The sequence below is a fragment of the Glycomyces algeriensis genome (assembly GCF_027622855.1).
Classification (GTDB): Bacteria; Actinomycetota; Actinomycetes; order Mycobacteriales; family Micromonosporaceae; genus Glycomyces; species Glycomyces algeriensis.
In genome coordinates this window covers 489,143-509,300 of record NZ_JAPZVR010000002.1, presented here as the reverse complement: position 1 = coordinate 509,300, position 20,158 = coordinate 489,143, and the positions used below count along the sequence as shown (strand labels likewise).

The window sequence follows — 20,158 nt, the reverse complement described above, 5'->3', positions numbered from 1 at the left end:
AACAGAGTAGCCCTCGCCTTGTGGGTGCCTTAGATGCGTCCGCTTTGGCCGTTCAGCAGATTCGCGACCCGGATGAGGCCCAGGTGCGAGTACGCCTGCGGGTGGTTGCCCAGGCCGCGCTCGGCGATCGGGTCCCACTGCTCGGGCAGGAGGCCGGTCGGGCCCGCGCACGCGAGGATCTGCTCGAACAGCTCCTCGGCGTCGGTCCGGCGGCCCACCTGCAGGTACGCCTCGGCGAGCCAGGCGGCGCAGATGATGAACCCGCCCTCGGTGCCCGGCAGGCCGTCGTCGCGGTGGTAGCGGTAGACCGTCGGGCCCGAGCGCAGCCCGGCCTCGATCTTGAGCACGGTCCTGAGGTAGCGCGGGTCGTCCGGCGGGAGCAGCCCGGAGAGGCCGATCCACAGCGACGCGGCGTCGAGGTCGTCGTGGCCGTACGCGGCCGTGTAGGCCCCGGCCTCGTCGTTCCAGCCCAGTTCGAGCACGTTCTTCGCGATCTGGTCGCGCAGCTCGTGCCAGTTCGGGCCGTACTCCATGCCGAAGTGGTCCGCGACCTTGAGCGCGCGGTCCACCGTCACCCAGCACATGACCTTCGAGTACACGTGGTGGCGGGGGGCCTGGCGGGCCTCCCAGATGCCGTGGTCGGGTTCGTGCCAGCGCTTGGCGACGGCCTCGACCATGCTGCCGAGGACCTGCTGCTCGAAGTCCGAGAGGTGCCCGCGGCGCTGCGCGACCGCCTCGACGAGCATCGCCACAGGGCCGAACACGTCCAGCTGGACCTGGTTCGACGCGGCGTTGTTGATGCGCACCGGCCGCGCCCCGGCGTACCCGGGGAGCGTGTCGATGATCGCCTCGGGACTGGGCGCCATGCCCTCGATGTCGTAGAGCGGGGCGAGCCGCTCGGGGTGGCCCGCGGTGCGCTCGAGGATGCCGGCGACCCATGCGAAGTACGCCTCGGCCTCTTGGAGCGAGCCGAGGTCGACGAGCGCGTTCGCGGTCATCGCGGCGTCGCGGATCCAGCAGAAGCGGTAGTCCCAGTTGCGGACGCCGCCGAGCTCCTCGGGCAGCGAGGTGGTGCCGGCGGCGAGGATCGCGCCCGTGGGCTGGTAGCAGAGCGCCTTGAGCGCCAGCGCGGAGCGGGAGACCATCTCGGTCTCCACGCGCGGGAGCTTGAGCGAGTCCGACCAGTTGCGCCAGCCGGCCTCGGTGGTGCGGCGGCGGACGTTGACGGCGGGCTTCCACTCGTCGAGGCTCGCCGATCCCGAGCGCATCTCGAGGACCACGGAGCCGCCGACGGCGGCGAGGTCGACGACGGCGACGGCGAGCGAGTGCTGGCCGTCGTACTCGATGTGCCAGTCCACGCCCGGCGAGCGCAGGCTGATCGGTTCACGGCCGCCGAGGACGCGCAGGCCGTCGTCGCCGACGGGTTGGAGCTGCACGGGCAGCTGCCCGAACTCGGGCCGCGGGGCGAAGGTGATCTTGACGGGGACCTCGCCGTTGATCTCGCGGACGAGGACGGTGGCGTTGAGGTCGCCGCGGCGGCGCGGCGTGGAGTCGAGCCAGTCGGTGACCGAGAGGCCCGGCCACCGGGTCTCGACGGTCATCGTGCCGGACACGTACCGCTGGCCCAGGGGGATGCCGGCGTTGACGGGCTGGACGCTGAAGTGACCGGCGTGCTCGCCGCCGAGGAGGTCGGCGAAGACCGACCCGGAGTCGGGGCGCGGGTGGCACATCCAGGTGACGCGCCCGTCGGGGGTGAGGAGCGCGTGGTTGGCGCCGTCGGCGAGCATCGTGTGGCGCTCGATGAGCTGCGCCTGCTCGCCCTGGAGCCAGGCGCGGCGGGTGTCGACGAGGCGGGCGAGGAGCTTCGCGACGTCCTCGGGGTCGCCGATGCGGAACGAGGCGCGGGTGGGGCCGGGGCCGACGCGGACGCCGACGTCCGGGCCGTGCAGGTGCGCAAACGCATTCTCGTCGGTCACGTCGTCGCCCAGGAAGAGGACCGCGGAGGCCCCCAGCTGGTGGCGCAGCTTGTCGAGCGCGTCGCCCTTGTGGGTGGTGACCACGGACAGGTCGACGACGGCCTTGCCCTCGGTGGTCTGCACGCCGTCCCAAGTGGACGGTCCTTCGTGGACGTCCTCGACCGCGCGCATCGCGTCGGCCTCGGACGCCTCCCGGACGTGCAGTGCGCAGCCGGCGGGCTTGGGCTCGACCCGGGCGCCCTCGTAGCGTTCGGCGATCGCGGACAGCTCGGCTACGAGCTTGTCGCGCAACCGCTGGTCCTCGCTGGAGAGCGCCCGGGTGAAGCCGACGTCGAACTCGGATCCGTGGGACCCGACCAGGTGGATCTCGGAAGGGAGGCGGGAGAGTGCCGCCAGATCCCGCAGCGCCCGGCCGGAGATGACCGCGACCTTCGTCTGCGGCAGGTTCGCCAGCGTCCGCAGAGCCGAGACCGACTCGGGGAGCGGCATCGCCTGCGAAGGATCGGTCACGATCGGCGCGAGCGTGCCGTCGTAGTCGCACGCGATCAGCAGTTGCGGAACGCGGGCGAGCAGTGTGAGGGCCGAGCGCAGCTCCTCGGAGGAACTGAAGTCCTCCGGCGCGGGGCCCTCAGGGCGTGGTGCGGTCATCGTGGCGTATCTCTCCAACACCGTCGTTGCGGAAATGTCTGTGCCTGCCGCCCGACCGCCGGGTATCAGACTTCGGCAGGCGGGCTGCCCGGATTGTACGCCGCGCTGCGCTCCGGAACTCCTAGCGCTGTGAGGAAGCTGCGCGCCCAACGACTCACGTCGTGCTTGCGCAGATACCGCCTCATGGCGCGCATCCTCTTCATCTTATCGTCGAGCGGCGCGTTCGCCGCTGTCACAAATCCGTCTTTCAAATCGGTCAAATCATGCGGATTCACCAGGAACGCTTGCCGCAGATCGCCTGCGGCACCGGCGAACTCGCTGAGCACGAGCGCCCCGCGGTTGTCCACGCGGCTCGCCACGTACTCCTTCGCGACGAGGTTCATTCCGTCACGCAGAGGGGTGACGGCCATGACGTCGGCCGCCTGGTACAGCGCCGCGAGCTCGTACCGGTCGAAGCTCTGGTGCAGGTAGTGCACGGCCGGGAGGCCGACCTGCCCGTACTCGCCGTTGATCCGCCCGACCTGGCGCTCCACCCGCTCGCGCAGCTTCATGTACTGGTCCACGCGTTCGCGACTGGGGGTCGCGACCTGCACCATCACCGCGTTCGGCACCTGCAGCCGGCCGTCCTCCAGGAGCTCCCGGAAGGCCTTGAGCCGCTGCTCGATGCCCTTGGTGTAGTCGAGCCGGTCCACGCCGAGGATGATCGTCTCCGGCTCGCCGAGCTCGGCGCGGATCTCCTTGGCGCGCTGGCGGACCCGCTCGGTGCCCGCGACCTCTTCGTTGTGGGCGGTGTCGATCGAGATGGGGAAGGCGTCGGCGCGCACGAGCCGGTCGTCGACGTTGACGTAGTGCCCCCGCGGCCGGTAGCCGAGGAGGTGCCGGGTGAGCGCCAGGAAGTTCTGCGCCGCGAGCGGGCGCTGGAAGCCGACCAGGAGCCCCTTGAGGATCTCCATGCGGTGCGGGAGCTGCATGAACAGCTCCACGGGTGGGAACGGGATGTGCAGGAAGAACCCGATCCGCAGGTCCGGGCGCCGCTCGCGCAGCATGCCCGGGACGAGCTGGAGCTGGTAGTCCTGGACCCACACGACCGCCCCGGGGGCGGCTTCGCGGGCGCAGATGTCCGCGAACCGCTCGTTGACCTCGTAGTAGGACTTCCACCAGGAGCGGCGGAAGACGCGCGGTTCGACCGCGTCGTGGTAGAGCGGCCACAGCGAGGCGTTCGAGAACCCCTCGTAGTAGCGCAGGACCTCCTGCTCGCTCAGCGGGACGGGCATGAGGGTCACGCCGTCCGATTCGAAGGCGTCAGGTGCTTCGCCGGCGGTGCCGGCCCAGCCGATCCAGGTGCCGCTGTTGGCCTGGAGCACTGGTTCGAGGGCGGTGACGAGGCCGCCAGGGGATCGGCGCCAGGTTCGGTTTCCCTCGTCGTCGACCACTGAGTCGACGGGGAGGCGGTTGGCGACGACAATGAAGGATGCGTTGCTCAATTCGTATTTCCTCCTTTTCGCCAGCCTACCGGGAGGCGCGGCCCGGCGGTCGCGGTGACGCAGACGGTCACGGCGAAGGGCCCGTTTGCGGGGGCGCCCCGGGACTTGACATCATTGACACCGGTCAGTTCAGTACGGCTCGTCCCAAAGCGAAGGATCAGCGTGGCGCAGTTCATCTACACCTTGGAAAAGGCGCGTAAGGCGCACGGTGACAAGGTCGTCCTCGACGACGTCACCCTGTACTTCAACCCGGGTGCGAAGATCGGCGTGGTCGGCCCCAACGGCGCCGGCAAGTCCAGCCTCCTGCGCATCATGGCGGGGCAGGACCAGGTCTCCAACGGCGAGGCGAAGCTCGCCAACGGCGCCACGGTGGGCATGCTCGCCCAGGAGCCGCCGCTGAACGAGTCGAAGACCGTCATGGAGAACGTCCAGGAGGCCGTCGCGCCGATCCAGGCGAAGCTCGACCGGTTCAACGAGATCGCCCTCGAGATGGCGACCGACTACACCGACGAGCTCATGACCGAGATGGGCCGGCTCCAGGAGGAGCTCGACGCCGCGAACGCGTGGGAGCTCGACTCCCGGCTCGAACAGGCCATGGACGCCCTGCGCTGCCCGCCCGGCGACTGGCCCGTCACCAACCTCTCCGGTGGCGAGCGCCGCCGTGTGGCGCTCTGCAAGCTGCTGCTCGAGGCGCCCGACCTGCTGCTCCTCGACGAGCCCACCAACCACCTCGACGCCGAGTCCGTGCTCTGGCTGGAGCGCCACCTCGCCGCGTACGCCGGCGCGGTGATCGCGATCACCCACGACCGGTACTTCCTCGACAACGTCGCCGAGTGGATCCTCGAGCTCGACCGCGGCCGCACCTACCCGTACGAGGGCAACTACTCCACCTACCTGGAGAAGAAGGCCGAGCGCATGAAGGTGGAGGGCCGCAAGGACTCCAAGCTCCAGAAGCGCCTCAAGGACGAGCTCGAGTGGGTCCGCTCCAACGCCAAGGGCCGCCAGACCAAGTCCAAGGCCCGCCTCGGCCGGTACGAGGAGATGGCCGCGGAGGCCGAGAAGACCCGCAAGCTCGACTTCGAGGAGATCCAGATCCCGCCGGGCCCGCGCCTGGGCTCCACGGTGATCGAGGTCAAGGACCTCGTCAAGGGCTTCGACGGCGAGACGCTCATCAGCGGCCTGGACTTCAACCTGCCGCGCAACGGCATCATCGGCATCATCGGCCCGAACGGCGTCGGCAAGACCACCCTGTTCAAGACCATCGTCGGCCTCGAGAAGCCCGACTCCGGCACCGTGAACATCGGCGGCACGGTCGACATCTCCTACGTCGACCAGAACCGCTCGGGCCTGGACGGCGACAAGTCGGTGTGGCAGGTCGTCTCCGACGGCCTCGACTACCTCATGGTCGGCAAGGTCGAGATGCCTTCGCGCGCATACATCGCCGCGTTCGGCTTCAAGGGCCCGGACCAGCAGAAGCCCACCAAGGTCCTCTCGGGCGGCGAGCGCAACCGCCTGAACCTGGCGCTCACCCTCAAGCAGGGCGGCAACGTCCTCCTGCTCGACGAGCCCACCAACGACCTCGACGTCGAGACCCTCTCCAGCCTCGAGAACGCGCTGCTGGAGTTCCCCGGCTGCGCCGTGGTCATCAGCCACGACCGGGCCTTCCTCGACAAGGTCGCCACCCACATCCTCGCCTGGGAGGGCGAGGGCGAGGACGGCCTGCCGAAGTGGTTCTGGTTCGAGGGCAACTTCGACTCCTACGAGAAGAACAAGATCGAGCGGCTCGGCCCCGACGCGGCGAACCCGCACCGGGTCACGCACCGGAAGCTCACCCGGGACTAGCCGTGGCGCGCTTCAAGACCGACGTGCCGCTGCGGTGGTCGGACATGGACGCCTTCGGGCACGTGAACAACAACCAGTTCATGGTGCTGCTCGAAGAGGCCCGGGTCGCGATGATGTTCTCCGCGGCCTACGAGGCCGGCGTCCCCGGCTTCCGCGAAGGCGTCGTCGTCGCCCGCCACGAGGTGGACTTCCTGCTGCCCGTGGTGGTGCCCGCCGAGGTCCGCGTCGAGCTCTGGGTCGAGCGGATCGGGAACGCCTCGTTCTCGTTCGCCTACGAGCTCATGGCGAACGACAAGCTCGCGCTGCGCGCAAAGTCGGTGATGGTGCCCTTCGACACCGCCTCCCAGCGGCCCCGGCGCCTCACCGCCGAGGAGCGGGCGTTCCTCGAGCAGTGGACCGACTGAAGCGCTGATGACGAACCGATGACCGACACGACGACCGCCGGAGACGACGCGGCCTTCGCCGCGCGCGCCGCCCGGCTCGATCCCGACACCCTGGTGCTCGCGCAGGGCGGCCGCCTCTGGGCCGCCCTGCCCATCGGGGTCCTCGCCGCCCGCGAGGCGGGCGACGCCAGCGCCCTGCCCGACGGGGTCTACCGCGCCGGCGACCTCGCCGCGGGCAACGTTGCGGTGCGGCCCGCCGCCGAATGGCGCGGGCGCCTCCCCAAGCAGCCGTGGACGGCCGTCGAGGCCGTCCCGGCCGCCGACATCGCCGACATCGACCGCAAGGCCGCACAGGCCCTGCGGGAGCGCCGCGGCCAGGGCATCGGCGACCGGCGCCTGCGCGACGCGATGCTCGAGCACGTCACCCTCCGCGTCGAGCACGACGGCCGCATCTACCCGGTCGAGTTCCGGCTCGTCGCGGGCCTCTGCCGCATGGGCTTCCTCGGCGACGAACCCGTGCGGGTGGTCAAGGCCGGCCGCCGCATCGGACTCGCCGCCACCTACGGCACCGTCTGGGACAGGGACCGCGGCCTGCCGATGCTGTGACCGATTCGGAACAGACAGTCACCATCGGCCCGATCGGTGACGGATACCCGACGTCCGGAGGATGGGACGGCGCTTCTTGTTCTGATACATATGAAACCGGTGACAGTACCCAGTTCGTGCCTGCGAACAAACGCGCGACGGTTCATACTTTTGGTCAGGATTGGTTGACGGTTGTGCCATGTCGGTGGTGAGCCCTAGTCTGCTCACTGCAACACGACGTAACTTGGCTATGCCCCGCGAAGCACAACCAATCACATCCAATGGTTCAGCTCAGCATGAATGCCAACGTATTACCCAACACTGCCAGTGATTCGCATTTGGGTGGGAAGGCGGACAACACCATGGCATGGTGGCGCAGCAGAAAACGCGACGCACAGCAAGAATCGATCGCCGAGGCGGTCGCGGAACCCGACACCGAGCTCGGCGGAGCGGCCGAACGCGCCCAGGCGCGCGGCAGCCAGCCGAGCGCGGTCCCGAACCCGCGCGCCGAACGGCACGAGGACCCCGAGCTCGACACCGAGGAGTACGAGGTCGACCTCGAGTTCGCCTCCCGCGAGCTGCGCCACGAGCTCACCGCGGAACAGCTCCTGCTCGGCCCCGAGCACGAGCAGATCTCCGAGGTCGACCGCTGGCACCTCATCAAGCGCGACCTCGAGGAGATCGACCCGGAGTTCATCTCGGACCTGGAGCAGATCGCCGCCGACGCGGTCGCCCAGGAGACCGACGAGGCCGCCCCGCTCGACTCGGACCGCATCATCGCGGCCCTGAAGAACCTCGACATCCGCTACCTCGTGGACGAGAACGGCGGCATCGTGGCCCTCTGGGAGCGCCACATCGTCCAGGTGCGCGCCGAAGGCCCCGACGCCGACATCCTGGTCCTGCGCGCCCGCGCGTACCAGACCGTCCCCCGCGAGTGGGCCGAGCGCGGCTACGCGGCCATGAACGAGTGGAACCGCACCCGCCGCTTCCTCAAGGCCTACCTGGGCGAGCCGACCGATTCGGGCGCGCTCCCGGTCTTCGGCGAGATCCAGGTGCCCGTCCGCCCCGGCATCACCACCGCCCTGCTCGAAGAGCTCATCGACTGCGGCACCGCGATCTCGGGCACATTCGTCGAGTGGCTCGAGGGTGAACTGCTGTAGACCCTGCCGGTCTGACCGTTGTGCGGCGCCGCCCCGGACTCCCATGGGAATCCGGGGCGGCGCTTTGAGCAGGTGCGATGAGCTTTCGGCCGGTACGATCATGAGGAACCCCCATCTCCAAATTGGATAGGAGACCCCATGACTCCCGAACCCCAAGGCGCCCAACCACCCGAGTCACCCGCCGCCGCTCCGGACCATGCGCCCGCAGCGCCGCAGGCGGACGCGGCGGTCAAGATCCCCGCCCAGGCTTCGCCGTCGGTCTTCGAATCCGAGTCCGACGCGACCGTCAAGGTCGTCCCCGGATCGGCCCCCCAGCCCGCCGCGCCCGTCCCGGCGCCCGCTGCCGCACCGGCCGAAGCGCCGCAGTCCGCTTTCGCCGCAACGAACGACGACTTCCTCACGGAGGCGCGGCCGCCCGTGGCCTCGCACCCGACGAACCCGCCCGGATACCCGCCTCCGGCCGCAGCCTCGGCGGGCGCCATGCCCCAGACGACCCTCCCGTCGCCGGCGCCCCCGCCCGCCCAGGGCTACTCGATGACCCCGCCCCCCATGGGGTCTCCCGCCGGACCGCCGCCGCAGATGGGCGCGCCCGCCGGCCCGCCCCCCGGCATGCCGACGGGTCCGATGCCGATGTCGCCGGCACCGCGCAAGCCCCGCAACAAGGCCGCAGTCGCCTTCGGCGTGATCGCGATCGTCCTGCTCGCCGCCGCCGCGACCTTCGGCATCCTCTACTCGGAGAAGACGAACGACTTCACCGAGCAGGCCGACCAGTTGGAGTCCGCCGAGGCCGAACGCGCCGAACTCGAAGACGAGATCGTCGCGCTCCAACTGGAGCGCGACAACCTCCAAGCCGACTCCGACGCGCGCCAGGTCTGCTCCGACGCCCTCGACACCCTGATCGCCGACGAGTACCCGGGCACCGTCGACGACTTCGAGGACCTCGTCAGCGCCGAGTACCTGGCGTGGGCCGAGGCCCACGACGAGCTCTACCGCGAGGTCGAGCGGCAGTGCCTCGTCTGATCTGAGGACGAACGAGAACGGAGCGGCGGGGAAACCCGCCGCTCCGTTCTCGTTGTTCAGTTGCCTTGGCGCGTAAGCCGACTCACGAGTTGCGCATGCTGCTCACATGCTCCATGCGTTCCTCATGCTGATCTCATGCTTCATGAGTTCCTCATGCTGTGCTCCGATCATGCGTTCCGCATGAAGTCCGCCGCGCGCTCCATGTACTCCCACATGACCTTGTCGTACTCGGGCGCCAGGGCGACCTCGTCCATCGCGTGGCGCATGCAGCGCAGCCAGGCGTCGCGCTCGCGCTCGCCGATCGTGTAAGGGGCGTGGCGCATCCGCAGGCGCGGGTGGCCCCGCTCCTCGGAGTACGTGTGCGGACCGCCCCAGTACTGCTCGAGGAACATCTTCAGCCGCCGGGCGGCCGGGGCCAGGTCCTCTTCGGGGTACATGGGCCGCATGATGGGGTCGTCGGCCACCTGCGCGTAGAACGCGGCGGTCAGGCGCTCGAAGGTCGCCTCGCCGCCCACGGCCTCGTAGAAGGACTGCGTGGGCGCAGGCTGTCCGGTCGGCGTCAAGGCCACCACGGCCCGCGGGCTGTCACTAGGCATCTCCCAATCGTGCCGTGGGCGGGACCGACTGGGAAGGCGATCCGGCACGCGTCACACCGAATGGGCCGTATATCACTGCCTAGGCGGTCGTTCCGGACGCCCCGGCCGCACCGGGCCCGCCGTTCGCGACCGTGCGCGGCACGTAGATCCGCCCGGCCGACGCCAGGTCGATGATCCCGGCCGCGCGCAGCGCCTCCGTGACGCGCAGCCGCAGCTCGCGCCCGGCCGCCCACTGCTGGTCGGAGGTGGTCCGCACGCCCAGGCGCACCTTGATCTCGTCGATCGTCATCTCGATCGGGCCGAGGTACTCGGGCTCCTTGAGGATGTGGGTGCTCCAGTCCTCGTCCGCGACGAACTCCTCGGCGACCTGCGTGATGATCTCGCCGGCCCGGTCGATGTCCGTCGTCGGCGGCAGCGGGGTGTCCACCACCACGTACGCCCAGCTCTGGCTGGAGTTGCCGACCCGCAGGATCTGCCCGTTTCGCACGTACCAGAGGGTCCCGTCGAGCGACCGGAGCGTGGTCACGCGCAGGCCCATGTCCACCACGGTGCCCTGGGCGTCGCCCACGTCGACGTTGTCGCCCACCCCGTACTGGTCCTCGATGAGGATGAAGATCCCGGCCAGGTAGTCCTGCACGAGGTTCTGGGCGCCGAAGCCGATGGCGATGCCGGCGATGCCCGCGCTGGCCAGTATCGGCGCGAGGTTGACGTTGAAGGCGCTGAGCACCAGCATGAACCCGACGGTGAAGATGACGATCCCGGAGACGTGCTGGAGCACGCCGGTGAGGGTCTCCGCGCGCTTGTCGCTGCGGTCGCCGAGGAGCTCGTCGCGGCGGGCGTTGCCGGAGCCGAGCTTGTCGGCGAGGTCGGCGATCGACTGCGGGCCCTTGATCGAGGTGACCTGCTTGATGATGCGCTCGATGGCCCGGTTGACGAGCCAGCGGAGGAAGAAGGCCGCCAGGACGATGAGCAGGACCTGCCCGATCTTGTCGAGCACCACGCCGCCGTCGACGGCGAACCCTTCGCTGTTGGTGACCTTGTACAGCAGCGAGCACGAGTTGAAGCCCGGGTCGCACGGGTTCCCCTCAGCGGCGGCAAGCAGTTCCACGTTCGTCCTTCTCAATGTCATCGAGTCGCGTCCGCAGCGTTCACGGCCCGCGCGCACCCTTACCGACGTCCGTCCGATCCGGTGTCGTCGTGGGTTCGCACAGACGATATTCGCGTGTCATTCAAGATCCCACGGAACCAGGGTGCAATTTTCTGAGATATAGGTCAAACTTGACGGGACCGATGGCTTGGAGGTACGTCACCGTGATAGGTCCTCGACATAGGAGCACGCTCGACAGCGATGACCCTGCCCCAGGGGTGCTCCCGAACTTCTTCACGCACAACGCGGCCACGCTGGGCTCCGCCCTCGTCCTGAACCAGAGCTACGAGCCACTGTGCGTGATACCAGTCAAGCGGGCGGCGGTGCTGCTGCTCACGCGCAAGGCCGAAACCGTCACTCCTGGTGACGGTTTTCTGCGCTCCGAAACCATGCACATCCCCGTCCCCTCGGTGGTCCGCCTCAACCGCTACGTGCCGATCCCCAGGCAGGTCGGGGCGAGCCCCTCTCGGCGCGGCGTGTTCGCCCGCGACGACTGGCGCTGCGTGTACTGCAACGCGTCGGCCGAGACCATCGACCACGTGATGCCCCGCTCGCGCGGCGGGACGCACACGTGGGACAACGTCGTGGCGGCGTGCGCCCCCTGCAACCACCGCAAGAGCGACAAGACCCTGGCCGAGCTCGGCTGGCGCCTGCCCCGGCTGCCCCGGCCGCCCTCGGGCTGGCAGCTGCGCGGGTTCCGCGGCCAGCGCCGTCCCGACCCGGCGTGGGAGGCCTGGCTTCCCCGCCACGGGAAGGAGCGCGCCCGGCTCTCCTAGAGCCGCCATCGGACGAGCGGGGCCCGCCGTCGGTCGCATGACCGCCGGCGGGCCCTGTTCGCGTCCTTGCATTGGCGCACCAACGCTTTCGGCCCTTGTGCGACCGGCTGCACGGAGTTACCACCTGCGGCGATGTGAGGGGCGTAATTGGATTAGTCTGAGTGGCAGGCTTGGTGCCCGCTTGCCAGCCGTTACCGAAGCGGGGCGGCGGCCTGCCGGCCGTGACTTCGCCGAGTCGCCCTGTACCTGTATTTAGGGGAGCAACATGACGATCCAGGACTTGCTGATACTGTTCGGCGCCCCGATCCTGGTTGTGGTCGCGGTCTTCACCGTGATCTTCCTGCGGCACCCGAGGCCGCAGTCCCGCTACCGCGCGGGCGATCCCTACAACTTCAAACCGGTGTGGTTCGTCGCCCGCAATGGCGCGGTGGCAGGCGAGTCCGGCTTGGCCGAACTCGAGTCCGGCGCCCACGGCGCCGAGGCCGTCGCCAGTGGACCCAAGGGAGGCTCGCATGGCAAGTGGTAACCAGGTGGCGATCGTCGAGGGCGTCGACAAGAGCCCCGAGGAGGTCCAGCCGGCCGTCCTCGAAGGCCCGTTCGACACCCGCGAACTGCTGCACATCGACGAGGCCCTCTCCGTCGCCGAGCGCGACGGCGGCGGCCTGCACTACAGCGTCTACGTCGGACCGCTGCACGACCCCGTCCGGGGCGCGGCGGAGGCGATGCACGACAAGCTCTCCGACCCCGACCGGTCGATCCTCATCGCCGTCTCGCCCGAGCAGCGGCAGCTGGAGATCGTGACGGGCAAGCTCGCCCAGGAGAAGGTCCCGGACCGCTCCGCGGCCCTCGTGGTCTTCTCGATGGAGGCCGCGTTCGGCGCCGGTCAGCTGGCCGGGGGCATCATCACCGGCCTGCGCATGCTCGCGGAGACCGCCTCGAGCCGCTAGACCAGACATGGCAATGGCCCGGAAGCCGAGGCTTCCGGGCCTTCGCCATGCCTTGGGCTACTTGGCCTTCCCGGCGTCTTCGGGGAACTGGCGCTTGAGCAGGGCGTCGGCTTCGACGAGTTCGAGCTTGCCGATGAACTCGACCCATGAGAGGGAGTCGGCGACGGTCTCGCGGATCGACAGGATCGTCGTTCCCGGGATGCGCATGGTCAGCGTGGCGGGGGAGCCGATCTGCTTCTGCGCCAGGACCGCCTCGGTCGGCTGGCCGTTGAGGCCCTTCGCGAGCTCGAACACCGCCGCCTCGTTCTCCTTGGCCTTCGGCACCCATTCCATGTCGCGCTTGAGCATCAGGGCCGCGCCGACGGTCTTGCCGCCGGACTCGCCGCTGTAGGTGAGCACGATCCGGTTGGCGTCCCCGCGCGCGCTGGAGAGGCTCCACGCCGCGTCGGTGACGTCCACGAGCTGGCCCTCGAAGCGCCGCACCGAGTTCCGCGCCTGCTTGGCCTGGCGGCGGTCGGCGAGCGGCTTGGCGACGAGCCGGAACAGGACCACGAGCGCGGCGAGCACGAGCACGCCGATGCCGACCGCGGCGACTTCATGCAGGCCCGCGTCGAGCGACCAGATGATCGACATCGGCACGAGCACGCCCGAGGCGAGGCCGAGCAGCGGCTTGAGCCAGAACGGCCCGTTGCCGCCGGGCAGGCGCAGCGGCGCCATCAGGCCGATCACGGCCGCGGCCACGAGCGAGATGCCGACGAGCTCGGGCGCGGGCACGTCGTAGCGGCGCAGCCAGTCGATCGCCCACCAGGCCATGAAGCCCGAGCCGATGAGCACCGTGGGGATGAGGAGCACGACGGCGAACATCAGCTGCTGTGGCTGCGGCCGGGTGCGCGAGGCGAGCACGGGGCCGAGCAGCAGGAGCGGCAGGACGATCCCGAACAACGCGACCAAGGTGGCGCTCAGGACGGCCACCGGCAAAAGCGCGGACAAGACGGCTCTCTCCTATTCGATGTTCGGGAGGCACAGGGGGTCCAGGGCCTGTCAGGCCCTGGCGACAACGCGAGCTTATCAACGGCGCGAAAAGCGCTCGGGGCTCCGGGACCGCCGTTGTGCGCGGCGGTCCCGGAGCCCCGATACGACTCGAACCGGTGCTAGGGCCTGTCGAGCTCCCGGCCCTTCAGGGCGCGGGCGATGTCGGCCCGGCCTTCGGCCACGCCGCGCTTGACGGGCGCGGGCCGCTCCTCGGCGAGCCAGGCGTCGAGCTTCTCGAGCGTCTCGGCCTCGATGAGGTTCGACGGGAACGCGAGCTTGGAGAACTCGACAGCCTGCTGCGCGCCCAGCTTCTCCCACAGCTCAGGGACCGCGTCCAGGTACTGCTGCAGGTACGGGCGGACCAGGTCGGCCTGGTCGAGCGGCGCGAAGCCGAGCATCGAGGAGCGGCGGACCCAGTTCTCCGAGTTCGGGTCCGTGATCCGCTCCCAGGCGCGCTGCTTCGCCTCAGGCGTAGGCACGACCGCGCGGGCGACGTACGACAGGCGGCGGCCGTCGGCGGTCGAGTCGCGGTCGAGCTCGGCGTCGATGGCGTCCTCAGGGACGGCGCCGTTGCCGACGAGCCCGGTGAGGAAGGCCCACCGCAGGTCCGCGTCCACAGCAAGGCCCTCAGGAACCTCGCGGTCCTCGAGCCAGCCCGCGATGCGGGCCAGGTCGGCCTCGGAACGCGAAGCGGACGCGTAGGCCTTGGCCCAGGAGCGCTGCGGGTCCGAGCCCGGTGCGGCGGCCTCCATCGCGGCCTTCGCGGCCTGCGCCCACTTGTCGCGCAGCTCGGCGCGCTTGGCGGGGTCGGCGTAGGCGAGCGCCCCGGCGACCTGCCGCTGCGCGACGGTGACGATGTTGATGTCGTCCTCGGTGGTGAGGCTGCGGCAGCCGAGCTCCACGAACTGGGTCGCGGGCAGTTCGGCGTCGCGGAGCATGTCCCAGGCGGCGGCCCAGATCAGCGCGCGGGCGAGCGAGTCCTCCAGCGCCGAGGTGTGCTCGACGGCGGTCGCGAGGCTCCGCTCGTCGAGGCGCAGCTTCGCGTACGTGAGGTCGTCGTCGTTGAGCAGCAGGAAGTCCGGCTGCTTCACGCCGGCGAGCGCCGCGATCTCGGTCGCAGCACCGGTGACGTCCACTTCGATCCGGTCGCGGCGCACCAGGCGCTCACCGTCCAGGTCGTAGAGGCCGATCGCGATGCGGTGCGTGCGGTGAGTCGGGTGCTCGGCCGGGACCTCCTGCAGCACAGTGACGCTCGTGTAGTTCCCGTCGGCGTCGACCGCCACGTCGGGACGCAGGGTCGAGACGCCGGCGGTGCGCAGCCAGGTGTCGGCGAAGTCCTTGAGCGGCTTGCCGCTCGCGGCCTCCAGCTCGCCCAGGAGGTCCTGGAAGACCGCGTTGCCGAACTGGTGCTTCTGGAAGTACGAGCGCAGCCCCGCCAGGAACGGGTCGATGCCGACGTAGGCGACGAGCTGCTTGAGGATCGAGGCGCCCTTGGAGTAGGTGATGCCGTCGAAGTTCGCCTGGATCTCCTCGGTGTCACCGGCTGCGGTGTACACCGGGTGCGTCGTCGGCTGCTGGTCGGCGCCGTAGCCCCAGTTCTTGCGGGCCGACAGGAACGTCGTCCATGCGCCGTCGAAGCGGGTGGCCTCGACGTTCGCCCAGTGGGAGGCCCACTCGGCGAAGGACTCGTTGAGCCACAGGTCGTCCCACCAGCGCATGGTCACGAGGTCGCCGAACCACATGTGCGCCATCTCGTGCAGGATCACGTTGGCGCGCTGTTCGAGCTCGAAGTCGGTGACCTGGCTGCGGAACAGGAACGAGGCCTCGGCGATCGTGATGCAGCCGAAGTTCTCCATCGCGCCGAAGTTGTACTCGGGGGCGAAGACCTGGTCGTACTTCGGCAGCGGGTAGCGCACGCCGAACTTCTCGTGGAAGTGGTCGAAGCCCTGGCGGGTGACCTCGAAGACCCCTTCGGGATCGAGGTAGTCCTTCATGGACTGGCGGGCGTACAGGCCCAGGCCGATCCCGTCGTGCTCGTCGAACACCCCGAAGTACGGGCCCGCGCAGATCGCGGTGATGTACGGGCTCATCCGCACCGACTCCTCGAAGAGGGTCACCTTCAGGTTGATCTCCTCGACCACGGCCTCGTTCTCGGCGGGCATGTTCGAGATCACGGTCCAGTGCTTGGGGGTGCGCACCTGGAACGTGAACTTGGCCTTGAGGTCGGGCTGGTCGAAGCAGGCGTACACGCGCTGCGCGTCGGCGACCTCGAACTGCGAGTAGAGGTACGTCTCCTTGTCGACCGGGTCGACCATGCGGTGCAGGCCCTGGCCATCGGTCGAGTACGCGAAGATTGCGTTGACGACCAGCTCGTTCTCGGCCGCGAGGCCCGTGATCTTCAGCCCGGCCTTGGGGTCGAAGGCCGTCAGGTTGACCGGCTCCCCGTTCAGGTAGGCGTCCTCGATGCGCTCGGCGGCGATCTCGATGAAGGTCTCGGCACCGGGTTCGGTGCAGGAGAACTTGACGACGGTGCGCGAGCCGAAGGTGTCACCCTGCTCGTGCCCGGTGAGGTCGAGCTCCACGGTGTAGGACTCGACGCGGAGCAGCTCAGCGCGCCGCTGGGCCTCGTCTCGAGTGAGAATGTGCGTTGCCGCCACAATGCCTCCAGTCAGGGTTCGGATATGAAAGAAGTGTGTCACATCCGGCTGGAAGTCCTCATCCGTAGCGGGATGCCGCCGTTTCAGGCTTGGAGGCGACGCGAGCATCGCCTAGTCCCGAGATCCTGGCAGCGGACGTGAGCACGGTCATGTCGCGAAGCCGTTTCGGGTCGCCTGGAGAGTCGTTGTACAGGTGTGCTGCTTCGATACCGGTATCGGGTTTATCCGACAGCACCGCAGCGGGCGGTGCTCGCGAGGACGTTCGGGTGTGTGCGCACGGTCTGGAACGACGCGGTTGCGGCTCGGAAGCACGCGCACGCCTCAGGGCTTCCCTACCCGACGACGGCAGTGCTCGACAAGGTGCTGATCACCGAAGCGAAGCGCACCAAGGAGCGGTCCTGGTTGGCGGAGGTATCGACAGTGCCGTTGCAGCAGGTGCTGCGGGACTGTCACATGGCTTACCAGAACTTCTTCGATTCGTTGAGCGGGAAGCGCCGAGGTCCGCGTATCGGCCTGCCCGGATTCAAGCGCCGGACCGGGACCCAGGCAGCCCGGTTCACGCGCCGAGGGTTTGCGCTGCGGCCGAACGGCCGGTTGTATGTGGCGAAGGTCGGCGAACTCAAGGTCGCCTGGTCCCGGAAACTGCCTGCGGATCCCTCTTCGGTGACAGTGATCAGAACGCCCACGGGCAAGTACTACGCAAGCTTCGTGGTGACGGTCGATGACGACGCCGAGGTGCTGGAGCCGTTGAGCGACCTGGAGGCGGAGACCGGGATCGACATGGGTCTCAAGGCCTTCGCCGTGCTGCGTGGCGGCAAGGTGATCGACAACCCGCGGTTCTTCAAACGGCTCGAACGCAAGTTGAAGAAGGTGCAGCGCGCCTTCTCGCGAAAAGTGAAGGGTTCGGCGAACTGGGCGAAGGCTCGTGTGAAGGTCGCGCGAGTCCATGAGCAGGTCAGACACAAGCGGTCGGACTGGATCGACAAGCAGGTTGCGACGATCGTTGCCGAGAATCAAGGTATCTACGTCGAGAACCTCAACGTCAGGGGTCTGGCCCGGGGCCGGGCCGCGAAGTCGTGGCACGATGCGGCTGCGGGCATGTTCCTGACCCGGCTGGAATCCAAGGCCGCGAGAGCGGGCCGGACGTTCGCAATGGTGGACCGGAACTTCCCCTCCACGCAGCTGTGCTCAGCGTGCGGGACCCTGACCGGACCGAAGGGACTCGCGGGGCTCGAGGTCCGAAGGTGGACTTGTCCGTGCGGTGCGCGACATGACCGTGATGCGAACGCGGAGATCAACATCAGGCGCGAAGGTAGGCGCCTTGTGGCCGAGGGACCGCCGGACACGTAAAAACGCCTGCGGAGCCTGCGCAAGTCCCGGGAGACCGGGCAGTGGGCGTTGAACCAGGAACCCACCCGTAGCCGGATCGCGATCGCGGACTGCAAGCCGGGAAATTCCTCTCAGTAAGGGGGAGGATGTCAAATCTTGGAAGTTCATTAAGCGGCCACGTGGGCGCCGAGGCGGGTCGACTACCCTCGTGGCGTGACTGCTGCACACCCGATCGACCAGGCCTGGCTCTCCACTGGGAACACTGGTGCGAAGAACTACGACGAGTTCCCCGACGAAACCGAGATCACGCGGATCATCGAGTCGAACCCGACCTCCATGCTGGGCGTCGAGATGCCCGCCCACACGCCCGAGGCGGTGGCCGCCGGACTCACGTTCGAGCAGGCCCTGCCCGCCGCGGCCGAGCGCCTCGCGGCCCTCAAAGAGGCCGGGCGTTTCGCCGCGTTCGGCGACGTGGCGGTCGCCTACCGGATCTCCGGCGGCGAAGAGCCCACCGCGTACGGCGTGTTCTGCCTCGTCGACACCGCCGAGATCTCCTCCTCCGCCGAGGAGCCCGGCAAGGTCATCCGCAACGAGGACGTCTTCATCGAGAAGGTCAAGCAGCGCAACGAGCTCAACCAGCGCCTGCGCCACCTGCTCAGCCCCGTCCTGCTGCTCCAGTCGAGCCGCGGCGAGGAGCTGCACGCCGCGATCGAGGCCGCCGTCGCCGCGGCGGGCGAGCCCGTCGCGAAGGACGTGGACGAGGCCGGTCGCGCGCACGAGATCTGGGCGATCGGCGGCGAGGACGGCGAAGCCCTGACCGCGCTGGCCGGAGCCGGCGACCTCATCGTGGCCGACGGCAACCACCGGTCGCTGGCCGCCCAGGTGGGCGGGCTCGACCGGTTCCTCGCGGTGATCACCACCCCGCAGTCGGTCGTCATCCGCCCCTACCACCGCCTCGTCAAGGGCCTGCCCGGCTCGGCCGCGCAGCTGGTTGAGCAGATCGGGCAGATCGGCGCCTCGGTCATCGAGACCGACGGCCCGCCCGAGACCCCGTCCGAAGGCGGCACCGTGGTCGTCTACGGCCAGGGCCGCACCTGGGAGATCGCGTTCCCGGCGGCTGAGGGCTCGGTCGTGGACCGGCTCGACCACACGCAGGTCGAGAACGAGGTGTTCACGGGCCTGCTCGGCTGGGACGCGGGGGACAAGCGCATCACGTACGTGGGCGGCGACTACCCGGCGTCGTGGCTCGCCGAGCAGGTGGACGCGGGCAAGGCCGACTTGGCGATCCTCATCGCGCCGGTGACGGTCCCCGACTTCATCGACGTGAACCTCCAGCGGCTGAAGATGCCGCGCAAGTCGACCTGGTTCGTGCCCAAGGCCCGTGCCGGTCTCGCCATCGTCGAGCTCCCGAAAGGCTAGAGTCCCATCGTGCGCATTTATCTCGGATCCGACCACGCCGGCCTCGAACTCAAAGACCACCTGGTGAAGCACCTGAGCGGCCGCGGCTTCGAGGTCGTCGACGTCGGCCCGCACCAGTACGACGCCGAGGACGACTACCCGCCGTTCTGCCTCAACACCGCCTCGCAGGTGGTCGCGGACCCGGGCAGCCTCGGCATCGTGGTCGGCGGCTCCGGCAACGGCGAGCAGATCGCCGCGAACAAGGTCCCGGGCTGCCGCGCGGCCCTGGCCTGGAGCGTGGAGACCGCGAAGCTCGGACGCCAGCACAACGACGCGAACGTGGTCGCCATCGGCGGCCGCATGCACTCGCTCGACGAGGCCACCAGCTTCGCCGACGCGTTCGTGGACGAGTCCTTCTCCGGGGCCGAGCGCCACCAGCGCCGCATCGACATGCTGACCGAGTGGGAGGCCACTCACGAGCTGCCCGAACTCCCTTAGGCGGCAACGAACCACAGGAGGGGCCCGGGCTGCTGCCTGGGCCCTTTCCCGTCGCCGGAAACCAGGCGAATTCGACACTTCGGATCTGGAGTAATTGGACGCTTGTTGGTAGCGTCGACACATGTCCAAGGGTTTTCGCGTTCTCCTCCAGATCTTCCAGACCGTGGGTCTGGTCGGCACCTTGCTGTTCCTCACCTCCTCGCTCCTGTGGTACATCGCCGACTTCGATCTGACCGGGCTCGCGGAGGACTCCGCGCCGGTCGAGCTGTGGGCCGTCGGCTTCGGCGTGCTCACCCTCGCGCTCTCGCCCGCGCTGTGGTCGCTCTCCCGCGTCGGCGGCCAGGCCCCCGCCGCCCAGTCGGCCGGGACGTTCGACCGCGTCCAGGCCCCGAACGCCGTCCCGTCCCAGCCGCAGCAGCAGCCCGGCGGGGTGTTCGAGCCGATGCAGGCGAGCCAGGCCCCGGCGCCGCCGTCGAGCTCCTACGGCCAGCCCTCCGCGGGCGGCATCACGCCGACTTCCTCCCCGCAGGCCGGGAGCCCGTGGGGCGGGGGCCGCTGAGCTCCCGACCCCCGCGCCGGGTTGTCAGCTGAGATGATGCGAACAGCGGCGCCTCCGGGGGCCGTGGAAGGTGGATTCCGGGCGTTACGCTATACGGGTTTACGGCCCGCAAGCGTCGCCG

The 20,158-nt window shown here is 69.2% G+C and carries 18 protein-coding genes; 12 read left to right on the top strand and 6 right to left on the bottom strand.

The annotated features are described in order from the left end of the window. Positions 1 to 29 precede the first annotated feature (29 nt). Both otsB and O2L52_RS05565 read right to left on the bottom strand, forming a co-directional pair. Positions 30 to 2,624 (bottom strand): trehalose-phosphatase, encoded by a 2,595-nt coding sequence (otsB, locus tag O2L52_RS05570; RefSeq protein ID WP_270114343.1) that lies wholly within the window; start codon positions 2,622 to 2,624, stop codon positions 30 to 32. A 65-nt stretch (positions 2,625 to 2,689) separates the two neighbouring features. After that, positions 2,690 to 4,108, bottom strand: a complete 1,419-nt coding sequence (locus tag O2L52_RS05565) for an alpha,alpha-trehalose-phosphate synthase (UDP-forming) (protein WP_270114342.1) — start codon at positions 4,106 to 4,108, stop codon at positions 2,690 to 2,692. 162 nt (positions 4,109 to 4,270) lie between these two features. Between O2L52_RS05565 and ettA the strand changes: the two genes are divergently transcribed. The 5 genes from ettA to O2L52_RS05540 all read left to right on the top strand — a co-directional run bounded on the left by ettA (position 4,271) and on the right by O2L52_RS05540 (position 9,098). After that, complete coding sequence (gene ettA, locus O2L52_RS05560) at positions 4,271 to 5,950, top strand: energy-dependent translational throttle protein EttA (RefSeq protein ID WP_270114341.1); 1,680 nt, start codon at positions 4,271 to 4,273, stop codon at positions 5,948 to 5,950. 2 nt (positions 5,951 to 5,952) lie between these two features. Then, on the top strand, positions 5,953 to 6,354 hold the full coding sequence (locus tag O2L52_RS05555) for an acyl-CoA thioesterase (protein ID WP_270114340.1): 402 nt from the start codon (positions 5,953 to 5,955) through the stop codon (positions 6,352 to 6,354). Between the two features lie 18 nt (positions 6,355 to 6,372). Further along, a complete protein-coding gene (locus O2L52_RS05550; RefSeq protein WP_270114339.1) occupies positions 6,373 to 6,939 on the top strand; it encodes a hypothetical protein in 567 nt (188 codons plus the stop codon). A 341-nt stretch (positions 6,940 to 7,280) separates the two neighbouring features. Beyond that, positions 7,281 to 8,078 carry a type III secretion system chaperone family protein gene (locus O2L52_RS05545; protein ID WP_270114338.1) on the top strand — a complete coding sequence of 266 codons (798 nt, stop codon included), beginning with the start codon at positions 7,281 to 7,283 and terminating at the stop codon, positions 8,076 to 8,078. Positions 8,079 to 8,216: 138 nt separating this feature from the next. Beyond that, positions 8,217 to 9,098 (top strand): hypothetical protein, encoded by an 882-nt coding sequence (locus tag O2L52_RS05540; protein WP_270114337.1) that lies wholly within the window; start codon positions 8,217 to 8,219, stop codon positions 9,096 to 9,098. A gap of 167 nt (positions 9,099 to 9,265) precedes the next feature. Here the strand turns inward: O2L52_RS05540 and O2L52_RS05535 are convergent, their stop codons facing one another. Then, positions 9,266 to 9,694 carry a globin gene (locus O2L52_RS05535; RefSeq protein WP_270114336.1) on the bottom strand — a complete coding sequence of 143 codons (429 nt, stop codon included), beginning with the start codon at positions 9,692 to 9,694 and terminating at the stop codon, positions 9,266 to 9,268. A gap of 79 nt (positions 9,695 to 9,773) precedes the next feature. Continuing rightward, the gene (locus tag O2L52_RS05530; RefSeq protein ID WP_270114335.1) at positions 9,774 to 10,802 is read right to left on the bottom strand and encodes a mechanosensitive ion channel family protein; all 1,029 of its coding nucleotides are present in this window, start codon (positions 10,800 to 10,802) and stop codon (positions 9,774 to 9,776) included. Positions 10,803 to 11,095: 293 nt separating this feature from the next. Here O2L52_RS05530 and O2L52_RS05525 point away from each other — a divergent pair, with 293 nt between their 5' ends. The 3 genes from O2L52_RS05525 to O2L52_RS05515 all read left to right on the top strand — a co-directional run bounded on the left by O2L52_RS05525 (position 11,096) and on the right by O2L52_RS05515 (position 12,564). Next, positions 11,096 to 11,617, top strand: a complete 522-nt coding sequence (locus O2L52_RS05525; RefSeq protein WP_344472616.1) for an HNH endonuclease — start codon at positions 11,096 to 11,098, stop codon at positions 11,615 to 11,617. Positions 11,618 to 11,882: 265 nt separating this feature from the next. After that, positions 11,883 to 12,143, top strand: a complete 261-nt coding sequence (gene ctaJ / locus O2L52_RS05520; RefSeq protein ID WP_270114333.1) for an aa3-type cytochrome oxidase subunit CtaJ — start codon at positions 11,883 to 11,885, stop codon at positions 12,141 to 12,143. Beyond that, the gene (locus O2L52_RS05515) at positions 12,130 to 12,564 is read left to right on the top strand and encodes a DUF5130 family protein (RefSeq protein ID WP_270114332.1); all 435 of its coding nucleotides are present in this window, start codon (positions 12,130 to 12,132) and stop codon (positions 12,562 to 12,564) included. The genes ctaJ and O2L52_RS05515 overlap by 14 nt, the downstream gene beginning before the upstream one ends. Before the next feature lie 57 nt (positions 12,565 to 12,621). On the opposite strand, the gene O2L52_RS05510 is transcribed toward O2L52_RS05515, so the two are convergent. Together O2L52_RS05510 and pepN are read right to left on the bottom strand one after the other, a co-directional pair. Further along, positions 12,622 to 13,554 carry a hypothetical protein gene (locus O2L52_RS05510; RefSeq protein WP_270114331.1) on the bottom strand — a complete coding sequence of 311 codons (933 nt, stop codon included), beginning with the start codon at positions 13,552 to 13,554 and terminating at the stop codon, positions 12,622 to 12,624. 161 nt (positions 13,555 to 13,715) lie between these two features. Then, on the bottom strand, positions 13,716 to 16,253 hold the full coding sequence (gene pepN, locus O2L52_RS05505; protein ID WP_270114330.1) for an aminopeptidase N: 2,538 nt from the start codon (positions 16,251 to 16,253) through the stop codon (positions 13,716 to 13,718). Positions 16,254 to 16,448: 195 nt separating this feature from the next. Here pepN and O2L52_RS05500 point away from each other — a divergent pair, with 195 nt between their 5' ends. From O2L52_RS05500 to O2L52_RS05485, 4 genes are all read left to right on the top strand, one after another. Beyond that, positions 16,449 to 17,603: an RNA-guided endonuclease InsQ/TnpB family protein gene (locus tag O2L52_RS05500; protein WP_270114329.1), complete on the top strand. Its 1,155-nt coding sequence runs from the start codon at positions 16,449 to 16,451 to the stop codon at positions 17,601 to 17,603. A 192-nt stretch (positions 17,604 to 17,795) separates the two neighbouring features. Then, complete coding sequence (locus O2L52_RS05495; protein WP_270114328.1) at positions 17,796 to 19,001, top strand: DUF1015 family protein; 1,206 nt, start codon at positions 17,796 to 17,798, stop codon at positions 18,999 to 19,001. A 9-nt stretch (positions 19,002 to 19,010) separates the two neighbouring features. Continuing rightward, positions 19,011 to 19,478, top strand: a complete 468-nt coding sequence (locus O2L52_RS05490) for a ribose-5-phosphate isomerase (RefSeq protein ID WP_270114327.1) — start codon at positions 19,011 to 19,013, stop codon at positions 19,476 to 19,478. A gap of 121 nt (positions 19,479 to 19,599) precedes the next feature. Next, positions 19,600 to 20,037 carry a hypothetical protein gene (locus tag O2L52_RS05485; RefSeq protein ID WP_270114326.1) on the top strand — a complete coding sequence of 146 codons (438 nt, stop codon included), beginning with the start codon at positions 19,600 to 19,602 and terminating at the stop codon, positions 20,035 to 20,037. The last annotated feature ends 121 nt before the right edge of the window (positions 20,038 to 20,158 follow it).